A 4166-nucleotide genomic window follows, 5' to 3' on the forward strand; every position below is an offset into this window, starting at 1 on the left:
ACATGTACCTCTGCCGCACCCTCGTCACCCCGGACGGCACGGAATGGCCCATGAGCGGCATCCTCGACGCCACCGCCCGCATGGGTTCCGCACTCCGCTCCCTCGGCTACCGTGAAGTCTCCATCCCCGGAACTTCCCCCCTCGGCCTCGAACGCACCACCCTGCGCGGGCATGAATTCCACTGGTCCTCCATCGAACACCACCGCGACTACCCTTCGCTCTACACATGGACGGGGCGGGACGGTTCCGCCTGCCGCGACGGAATCTCCCACGGCAACATCCGCGCCGGATACATCCACCTGTACTGGGCGCAGCCCCTCCCCACCCCGGAAACAGCCGCCCGCCTCCAAGGAAAAATCATCCTGCTGAACGGCCCATCCAGCGCAGGCAAAACCACGCTCGCGCAAGCCCTCCGCCGCCTCTCGCCCCGGCCCGTCATGATCTTCTCCGTGGACGACTTTCTCCCGGCCTGCGGCACCGCCTCCAGCACCCTCACCGGCACGCTGGACGCCTCCGGCCTCCCCCTCGTCGAAGCCTACCACGCCGCATTGGCCGCCGCCGCCCGCGCCGGAGCCTGCGTCATCGCCGACCACGTCATCGGAGAAAACCCGGACTGGATACACGACCTCCGCCGCCGCCTCGGCTCCGTCCCTCTCCACACCGTCCGCGTCCATTGCGACCGGGAAACCCTCGTCCGCCGCGAAACGACCCGCACCGACCGCCCCCCGGATCTCCCCCACGCCCTCCGGCAAATGGACACCATCCACCGGGGCATACCCTGCTGCACCTCCATCGACACCACGGCCGCCACCCCGGACGACTGCGCCCGGCAACTCCTCCACCTCCTCTCCGAACCGACCGAACCATGAACACTCCTCCCGACGCCGACGCCCACGGCGGCAACCTCCTCGCCCTCGCCGCCCGCGCCGGAACCTCCCCGGAAAACCTCCTCGACTTCAGCGTCAACGTCCGTCCCGAAGGCATGCCCGACTTCCTGAGAGGAGCCGTCCTCCAAAGCCTCGACCGCGCCGTCGCCTACCCCTCCCCCTATGCCGAAGATGCCTGCGCCGCCGCCTCGGCGCACCTCGGCATCCCTCAGGATTGCATCCTCTTCGGCAACGGCAGCAACGAACACATCCACGCCCTCCCGCGCATCCTCGCCCCTGCCGAAGCCCTCATCATCCAGCCCGCCTTCAGCGAATACGAACTCGCCTGCCGCCGCGCGGACATCCCCGTCCGGCACGAATACACCTCACCGGACACAGGATTCCTCCCCGACCTCGACTCTATCGCCGCCCATGCACCGCTCGGCGGCTGCATCTTCCTCGCCAACCCCGGCAACCCCGCCGGAGCCATCCTCCCGCCCGGCAGCATCCTTCGCGCCATCGATGCCACTCCCGGCACCGTCTGGATCATCGACGAAGCCTTCATCGACTTCGCCGGAGAACAGCACAGCCTCCTCACCGCCGCCCCCACCCGGAACAACCTCATCGTCCTCCGCTCCCTCACCAAATTCTACGGCATGGCCGGCATCCGCACCGGATACGCGGCCGCATCCCCCCGCATCATCGCCGCCCTGCGCGATGCACTTCCGCCGTGGAGCATCGGCGCCGCCTCCATCGCCGCAGCCGTCGCCATCTTCAGCTCCCCGGAAACGGCCGCGTTCGCAGCCGAACAGCGAGAACTCACCCGCGCCCGCCGCGAACACCTCGACGCGCAGCTCCGCACCCTCCCGGGCATCGAAACATACCCCTCCGCCGCCAACTACATCCTCTTCCGCTGGACGAATGCCCCCGCCGACCTCATCGGCACCCTCCTGCGCGAACACTGCACCGCCCTGCGCGACTGCTCCAACTACCGCAGCCTCGACCAAGAACCGTGGTACCGCGCCGCCGTCCGCTCCCATGCAGACATCGACACCCTCGCCGCAGCCCTGTACGCCTGCATCGCCCCCCCGCAACCGCGCATCGAAGCCCCCTCTCTGCGCCGCCCGCGCCGCACTCCGGCCCTCATGCTGCAGGGCACCTGCTCCGATGCCGGAAAAAGCATCCTCACCGCCGCCTTCTGCCGCATCCTCCTGCAGGACGGCTACGACGTCGCCCCCTTCAAGGCCCAAAACATGGCCCTCAACTCCGGAGTCACGGCCCTCGGGGAAGAAATGGGCCGCGCCCAAATTGTCCAGGCCGCCGCCTGCCGCCTCGACCCGGACGCCCGCATGAACCCCGTCCTCCTCAAACCCCATTCCGACATGGGATCGCAGGTCGTCGTCCTCGGGCACCCCACCGGGCACCGCACCGCCCGCGAATACTTCACCTCCAAACGCGAACTCTGGCCCATCGTCCGGCAGGCCTACGACAGCCTTGCCGCCGAACACGAAGCCGTCATCCTCGAAGGAGCCGGAAGCCCCGGAGAAATCAACCTCAAACGCGCCGACATCGTCAACATGAACATGGCCATGCACGCGCAAGCCGCCGTCCTCCTCGCGGGAGACATCGACCGAGGCGGCGTCTACGCCTCCTTCCTCGGCACGTGGATGACCTTCACTCCCGCCGAAAAACGCCTGCTGGCCGGATTTCTCGTCAACAAATTCCGTGGAGACTCTACCCTCCTCGCCCCCGCCCACGACTACCTCCGCACCGTCACCGGCACCCCCGTCCTCGGAGTCATCCCCATGATCCGGGGCATCAACCTGCCGGAAGAAGACCGCGCCGCCTTCACCTTCGCCCCCGACAACCCCGCTCCCGAGGCCGAACGCCTCGACATCGCCCTCCTCCTCCTCCCCCACATCTCCAACCACACCGACTTCGCCCCCCTCGCCGCCGAACCGGACATCCGCCTGCGCCCCGTCCGCACCGCCGCCGACTTCGGCTCCCCCCACCTCGTCATCATCCCCGGCACCAAAAACGTCGTCCACGACTACCGCGCCATCTGCGAAGCCGGACTCGCCGACCTCATCCTCGGCCATGCCGCCAAAGGCGGCCACATCCTCGGCATCTGCGGCGGCCTGCAAATGCTCGGCCAGCGCATCGACGACCCCCACCGCCTCGAAACCGAACACGCCACCCACCCCGCCCTCGGCCTGCTCGACCTCGCCACCGCCTTCGCCTCGGAAAAAACCCTCCTCAACATCGCCCGGGCCCGCACCCCGCTCGGCGTACCCACATCCGGCTACGAAATCCACCACGGCATCTCCACGGCCAAAGAAACATGCCCCCCTCTCTTCTTCCGGGAAGACGGCTCGCCCTGCGGCTACGGCACCGACCGCATCTGGGCCACCTACCTCCACGGCCTCTTCGACGACGACGACTTCCGCCGCGCCTACATCGACCGCATCCGCACACTCTCCGGACTCTGCCCCGCCGGGAAAAACCTCACCGTCTGCAACCTCGAACACAGCCTGAACCGGCTGGCGGACATCGTACGCGAAAACGTCGACCTCCGCCACATCTACCGCAGCATGGGCCTCGCCTGACCCGATGGAACAATACGCCCCCATCCTCATCCTCCCCGCCGCCCTGCTGCTCGACCTCGCCCTCGGAGAGCCGCCCGGCTGCTGCCACCCCGTCTGCCACTTCGGCCGCTGGGCACGCCTCATGGAACGAACATGGAAACGCCTCCTCGGCAAAACCTTCCTTGCTGGCAGCCTCGCCGCCCTCTGCGCCGTCCTGCCCCCCGTCTGCCTCGGCGCGGGCATCGTCCTCCTCGCCGCCGCCCTCCTCCCCTCATGGGCGGCATGGTGCGCCGCCGCTCTCGCCGTCTACCTCTGCATGGCCCCCCGCAGCCTCGCCGCTCATGCCCGCCGCGTCCTCTCCGCCGCACGGGAAAACGACCTCCCTCAAGCCAAACGGCAAGTCTCCATGATCGTCGGCCGCGACACCCAAACGCTCGACATGCACGGCGTCCTGCGCGCCGCCATCGAAAGCGTCTCCGAAAACCTCACGGACGGCATCCTCTCCACCCTCTTCTGGGCCACGATCGGCCTCCTCCTCGGCGGTCCCGCCGGATGTGCAGCCGCCGCCATCCTCCACCGCTGCTTCAACACCCTTGACGCCCTCTGGGGCAAAAAAAACGACGAATACCGCCGCTTCGGCACCTTCGCCGCCCGCACGGACGACGTCCTGAACTACCTCCCCGCCCGCCTCTCTCTCCCCCTCATCGCCCTCTCC

At 68.2% G+C, this 4166-nt stretch carries 3 protein-coding genes; all 3 read left to right on the forward strand.

Going from position 1 to position 4166, the window contains the following annotated elements:
- On the forward strand, positions 1–869 hold an 869-nt coding region (locus tag AC781_RS07535; protein ID WP_083076765.1), incomplete at its 5' end, for a phosphotransferase-like protein.
- On the forward strand, positions 866–3472 hold the full coding sequence (locus AC781_RS07540; protein WP_067775993.1) for a cobyric acid synthase: 2607 nt from the start codon (positions 866–868) through the stop codon (positions 3470–3472). The genes AC781_RS07535 and AC781_RS07540, both read left to right, overlap by 4 nt.
- A 4-nt stretch (positions 3473–3476) precedes the next feature.
- On the forward strand, positions 3477–4166 hold a 690-nt coding region (gene cbiB, locus AC781_RS07545), incomplete at its 3' end, for an adenosylcobinamide-phosphate synthase CbiB (protein ID WP_067775996.1).

Source organism: Neoakkermansia glycaniphila (genome assembly GCF_001683795.1).
Taxonomy (GTDB): Bacteria; Verrucomicrobiota; Verrucomicrobiia; order Verrucomicrobiales; family Akkermansiaceae; genus Akkermansia; species Akkermansia glycaniphila.